The 5,917-nt window shown below is 63.8% G+C and carries 5 protein-coding genes and 1 tRNA gene; 4 read left to right on the plus strand and 2 right to left on the minus strand.

Translation table 11 applies throughout. The features are described 5' to 3' along the window. The coding region (locus B5F27_RS15585) for an SDR family oxidoreductase (RefSeq protein WP_144066511.1) at window positions 1-329 on the plus strand (329 nt) is incomplete at its 5' end. A gap of 155 nt (window positions 330-484) precedes the next feature. On the opposite strand, the gene B5F27_RS15590 is transcribed toward B5F27_RS15585, so the two are convergent. Then, window positions 485-1,870 (minus strand): alanine/glycine:cation symporter family protein, encoded by a 1,386-nt coding sequence (locus tag B5F27_RS15590; RefSeq protein WP_087368981.1) that lies wholly within the window; start codon window positions 1,868-1,870, stop codon window positions 485-487. Window positions 1,871-1,962: 92 nt separating this feature from the next. Beyond that, a complete protein-coding gene (locus B5F27_RS15595; protein WP_242956990.1) occupies window positions 1,963-2,652 on the minus strand; it encodes an ECF transporter S component in 690 nt (229 codons plus the stop codon). Between the two features lie 148 nt (window positions 2,653-2,800). Here B5F27_RS15595 and B5F27_RS15600 point away from each other — a divergent pair, with 148 nt between their 5' ends. The 3 genes from B5F27_RS15600 to B5F27_RS15610 all read left to right on the plus strand — a co-directional run bounded on the left by B5F27_RS15600 (window position 2,801) and on the right by B5F27_RS15610 (window position 5,661). Next, window positions 2,801-4,252 (plus strand): PLP-dependent aminotransferase family protein, encoded by a 1,452-nt coding sequence (locus tag B5F27_RS15600; protein WP_087368982.1) that lies wholly within the window; start codon window positions 2,801-2,803, stop codon window positions 4,250-4,252. Window positions 4,253-5,191: 939 nt separating this feature from the next. Further along, window positions 5,192-5,422, plus strand: coding sequence for a hypothetical protein (locus B5F27_RS15605; protein ID WP_087249762.1), 231 nt, complete (start codon window positions 5,192-5,194; stop codon window positions 5,420-5,422). A gap of 152 nt (window positions 5,423-5,574) precedes the next feature. Beyond that, window positions 5,575-5,661 (plus strand) — tRNA-Leu (locus B5F27_RS15610). The last annotated feature ends 256 nt before the right edge of the window (window positions 5,662-5,917 follow it).

The following is a 5,917-nucleotide window of genomic DNA, read 5'->3' on the forward strand; positions in this document are numbered from 1 at the left end:
CCTATGCAGCAGCCAAGGGCGGCCTGAAGATGCTGACCAAGAACATTGCCTCCGAGTACGGCGCTTACAACATCCAGTGCAACGGCATCGGACCCGGCTACATCGCCACCCCGCAGACTGCACCCCTGCGTGAGATCCAGCCCGATGGCAGCCGTCATCCCTTCGACCAGTTCATCATCGCCAAGACCCCGGCCGGCCGCTGGGGTGAGGCTGAGGATCTGGGCGGACCCGCTGTCTTCCTGGCTTCGGATGCTTCCAACTTCATTAACGGCCACATTCTGTATGTGGACGGCGGCATCCTGGCCTACATCGGCAAGCAGCCCCAGTAAAAGATTCATACCCCGCTTTGTAAAAGGCCGGGCCCTGGTTTCGGGGCCCGGCCCTTTTTGCGCCCTTGAATGAAAGTTGCAGCGCCCGCGCAGGCGGGCGCTGGTCTAAAAAGCTTTTTGCCAGGCTTTTTCTCGAAAAAGCCGAAAACCCCCGCTTATTTCCGCGTGTGCCTGAATAAATACCCCCGGGTCTCCCGGGCCACTTCGCCCGAAAGGCCCATTAGGCCCACCAGGTTGGGCAGCATCATCAGGCCGTTGAAGGTGTCCGACAGACTCCAGGCCGAGCTGAATTCCACATTGGCTCCGGCGGCGATGAGGGCCAGAAAGGCCAGCCGGTAGGCGAACAGTGACCCCGGGCCAAAGAGATAGGACCAGCACTCGGCGCCGTACTGGCTCCAACCCAGCATGGAGGACCAGGCGAACAGCAAGACCGCCCCCGCAATGAAGGCCGGCCCCAGCGCGCCGAAGGTGGAGGAAAAAGCCTCTCCGGCCAGATCCGGGGCAGGGGAGAGGGTGAGCATCTGGCCGGTGCGCAGGTCCACAAGACCTGAGGTGAGCATGGCCAGCGCCGTCATGGTGCAGACCAGGAAAGTGGACACAAAAACCTGAAAAATTCCCCACATGCCCTGCTGAACCGGTTCACGGGTGGAGGCGGACCCGCTGGCGATGGCGGAGGAACCCAGACCCGCCTCGCTGGAAAAACTGCCCCGCATGAAACCCCAGCGCACCGCCGCCGCGGCGCCGTAGCCGACGATCCCGCCTCCGGCGGCCTGCAGCCCAAAAGCTCCTTTCAGGATGGCCCCCAGCGCCGCCGGAAGGGCGGAGGCATGGGTGACAATCACAGCCAGCGCGCCCAGCAGGTAAAAAACAGCCATAAAGGGCACCAGCTTTTCTGCGGCGGACGCCACCCCGCGCATCCCCCGCCAGAGAATCAGTCCGGTGACGCCGGCCAGAACCATGCCGGTGACCAGAGGCGGCAGGTGAAAGACGGTTTCCAGGCTGGCGGCGATGGCGTTGGCCTGGCTCAGGTTGCCGATGCCGAAGGAGGCCAGCACGCACAGCAGGGCAAACAGCCCCGCCAGCACCCGGCCCATAGTTTTGCAGCCGGGCCGGGCCCCCAGGCCCAGCGTCAGGTAATACATGGGCCCGCCGTGCCACAGGCCGTCCTGCTGCTGACGGTACCGCAGGCCCAGCAGGTTTTCGGCGTAGGAGGTCATCATCCCGAAAAAGGCCATGACCCACATCCAGAAAATGGCCCCCGGCCCGCCGCTGATGAGGGCCACCGCCACCCCTACGATGCTTCCGGTGCCGATGGTGGCCCCCAGCGCGGTGCACAGACTCTGCAGCGGGCTGATGCTGCCCTCGCCCTCCTGGGCCAGCTCGGGCTGGCGGGTCAGGATGGCTCCCAGGGTTTTCCCTAGCCAGAGTTTCAGGTGGACCAGCTGAAACCATCCGGTGCGGAGGGTCAGCCAGAGCCCGGCAGCGGCCAGCAGGCCGACCCCGGCCGGTCCCCACACCAGTTCGTTGACCGCGGTGAGCATTTTTTCACCCCCAGACAAAAAAGAGGAGCCGTACCCGAGCGGTACAGCTCCTTTTATTTGTATGATGCGCGGGGGAAAGCTATGAGGGCAGATCAGGCGTTTTTGGCCTGATGGAGCCGGCTTTCCTCCTTGGAGGGGTGCTTGGGCAGCAGGCCGGCCCGGTCCAGAGCGGGCTTGACGGCCAGATACAGCAGCACCACGCAGACGGTGGACACCAGGCTGTTCACCAGGGTGACGCCGCCGGCCACAGCGGCCAGCGCCTGGGCGGCGGTGTATTCCTGGCCGAAAATGTAGACATTGCGGAAGTAGCCCAGCAGGGGGTCGGTGATGACGTTGACCAGCAGGCCCGATGCGGCCGACACCGTCACCCGCACCACATAGGACAGGCGGCGGGTGGTGTCGGCGTTGTCGATGCGGCACAGGCGGTGGGCCACTACGCCGCACACCACGCCGATGATGAATTTCAGCACAAAGGTGGTGATGGCATAGCCCGGGTCACCGGCCAGAATGTCGGCCAGAGCCAGGCCGATGGCGCCGGCCAGACCGCCCGAGACGCCGTCCATCAGCAGGGCGGCCAGAGCGGTGAAGGTGTTGCCCAGATGGAAGGACGAGCCCCCGTAAAAAGGCACCCGGAAGAACAGATAAGCGGCGAAGCTCAGCGCGGCCATGACGCCGGTGAGAGCTAGCTCGTGCGGGGTAAAGCTGCGCTTGTACAGCGCGCTGGCGAACAGAATCACAATGACGACGACGGCCAGCAAAAGCCACATCGCGGTGGATGACATGACGATCCCTCCCAAAAAAGTTTTACGTCCCGGCCCTTGACAACCGGGCCCTGTGCAGGTATGCTCCTATTATAATCAAAACTGGCTCCATGAAAATACCCAGAATACAACTTTTTTATGGTATCAGTTTGAAGGGGAGGGAATCAGAATGCTGCATTTGACCACAGCTTTGGACCCGGCTTCTCAGGTGCCGCTGTATGAGCAGCTGTACCGGAGCCTGGTGGCTGAGATTCGGGCCGGACAGCTTCCGGCGGGGACCCGGATGCCGGGCAAGCGCAGCCTGGCCGAGGCGCTGTCGGTATCGGTGAATACGGTGGATGGGGCCTATCAGCTGCTGGCGGCGGAGGGCTATCTGGCCAGCCGGCCCCGCAGCGGCTTTTATGTACAGGAATACCCGTCCCTGCCGGGGGAAAAGAATCCCGGCGGAACGGGCGAGCCGCCGGAGACGGCGGCAAAGGCCGGCGAAATCCCTGCAGACGGGCAGCCGGTGCGGTACGATCTGTCCACCAGCGGCGTGGATACCGGGCTGTTTCCATTCCGTACCTGGGCGCGGCTCCAGAAAGAGCTGCTGTATACCTCGCCGGACCTGCTGGCCCGGGGCGATCCCAAGGGGGATGTGCAGCTGCGGCAGGCCTTGACCGAATATCTGGCGGAATACCGGGGGGTGCGCTGCACGCCGGACCAGATTGTGGTGGGCGCGGGCATGGAATACCTTCTCAGCCTGCTGGCGCCTCTGCTGACGGGGCCGGCGGCGGTGGAAAACCCCGGCTATCCCCGGGCCCGCCGGGTGCTGGAAAACAGCGGCCACAGCTGCCGGTTTCTGCCGGTGGACGAAGGGGGACTGTCGGTGACGGCTCTGGCGGCCTCCGACGCGGCGGTCTGCTATGTGACCCCCAGCCATCAGTTCCCCACCGGGGTGACCATGCCGGCCCCCCGGCGGGCCGAACTGCTGGGCTGGGCCGCTGCGCGCCCCGGCCAGCGGTATATCATTGAGGACGACTACGACTCGGAATTCCGCTTCGACACCCGGCCCCTGCCCAGCCTGCAGGGGATGGCGGGGGCGGACGGCCCGGTGATTTATCTCTCCACGGTGGCCCGCAGCCTGGCTCCCGGCATCCGTATCGCCTATATGGTGCTGCCCCAGCATCTGCTGCCGGCCTGGGAAAAGCGCTACGCCCTCTATTCGGGCACCGTCAGCCGGTTTGAGCAGCAGACGCTGGCCCGGTTCATTGGGGAGGGCTATTTCACCCGCCATCTGGCCCGCAGCCGGGTGGCCTATAAGGCCCGGCGCAACGCCCTGGCCCAGGCCCTTGCCGAGGCGTTTGGCCCGGCGGTGCGGCTGTCGGGGCTTCATACCGGGCTTCACCTGCTGGCCCAGTTTACCGGGCCGGTGCCGCCGGATACGGTGCTGGCCGAGGCCGCCCGGCAGGCCGGCATCCGGCTGGCAGCACTCAGCAGCTATTACATGGCGGATTCTTCTTCCTGCCCCTCCGGTACGCTGGTGCTGGGATATGGCGCGCTGGAGGACGGGCTCTGTTCCTCGCTGGCCGAGACGTTGAAGAAGGCCTGTACAGCGGCCTGGGAGGAGTCGTCCAGATGATACAGGCCGGTGCGGCGGTCCAGCTCCCCCGGCAGGGCGCTGCTGGCCACCTCGGCCTGGTTGTTGGCCAGCAGTTCCAGCGTGTCCTCCAGGGTCAGCAGGTCCCCGGCGGTCAGATCGGTGAGGAGGGAACCGCTGGACTGGCGCAGGGCTTCGGGCAGGGAAGCCGGCAGGACGTCCAGGTTCTGGCGGAAAAAGGCGTCCCAGACGGCGGCCCGGGCTCCGGCCACCGTTTCGGGGGCCAGCGTCTGGGACAGCTCGGTGAGGAAGGCGTGGGCGGCAGCGGCGCTCCAGTCGCCGACGCCGGCCTGCTCAAAGCGTTCCAGCTCGCTGGCGGTCAGAGCGCCCGAAAATCCCACCCGCAGATTGCCGTAGCTGTCGCAGAGGGAGACGAGGGTGTCGAGGGTGGCGGCCAGATAGTGGGCATCCTCCGGCAGGTCCAGCACTTCCCGCAGGCCCTGCAGACAGCGGGCGGGCCCGGCGGCATTGTAGCAGGCGGCCAGAGTGGCCTCCCCGTCGCTGAAGGGGACGGCCAGCTGGCCCGGAACTGCCATCAGATGGATGCAGTTCTGGTCCGCATTCAGATAGAGAAGAAGAAAGGCCGGGTCCTCCCCGGCGACACAGGTTAAAAGGGTCAGGTGGTTTTCCTCCCGGGGTAGCAGCACCGGCACGCCGCTCTGGCTCTCGGATGCCCGGACCCGCTGGGCGGACTGGTACTGTGCAAAGAGGATTGTGGCCGCCACCAGCGGCAGCAGGACCAGCAGGGTGACCCACAGCGAGGTCCAGAAACTTTTCCAGCCTTTGGTTTCCATTGAGGCAGCCTCCTTGGAATGGTTTGGGATAATGCCGGCCCGCAGAGGCCGGATGCAGATTGCGTATAAAGTATACACCGGGCGGGCAGACTGTATGCAGTCCAACCCACAAGGAGGTTTCAAAAGCATGAGCGATTCCATCGACCGTTCCGTCCCGGACCAGGACAAGATGATGAGCCTGCCGGAGCCGGAGGATTTCTGGCTGGAGCTGGGCCCCGCCAGCGCATATTATGGCACCGACGCCTACGACACCGCTCTGCGGGAAGGGGATGCGTCCCCCGACGCCAAGCGTCTTGGCTGGACCGGCGCAGAGCCGGGCAAGGGCAGCCTGGACGACGTCCCGCCCGAGGACCGGTAACTGGTTTTGAGCGTATTCCTGCGGCCTCCGCCTGCCCGGCGGAGGCTTTTTTGGCAAAAATAAAAATCCTTGAAAAAAGTACTTGACAATCCCGCTGGTTGTGGTATAATAACTCACGTCCTCAGCCAGACGGCTGGACAAAAACAAAATAAGCGGATATGGCGGAATTGGCAGACGCGTTAGATTCAGGTTCTAATCGGGGCAACTCGGTGGAGGTTCAAGTCCTCTTATCCGCACCAAGGCGATCTCAGAAATGAGATCGCCTTTTGTTTTGCCTGCGGGTATTGCCGCCGCACAAGAAGATAAAAACCGCCGGACACAGGGGCAGGTGAACTGCCCCAGAATTAGTAGACATGAATAAAAAGACCCTCGTGTAGTGAACCGCCCCAGTAAAAGTAGACAGTGAAAAAAGAAGGCCTCCTGTGGTAGAATAAAACTACTACAGGAGGTCTTTGCTATGCCCAGAAAATACAGCCACATTCAGGAACACGAGAA

Origin of the sequence: Faecalibacterium sp. An192 (genome assembly GCF_002160175.1) — a bacterium.
In the GTDB taxonomy this organism is placed as follows: Bacteria; Bacillota; Clostridia; order Oscillospirales; family Ruminococcaceae; genus Faecalibacterium.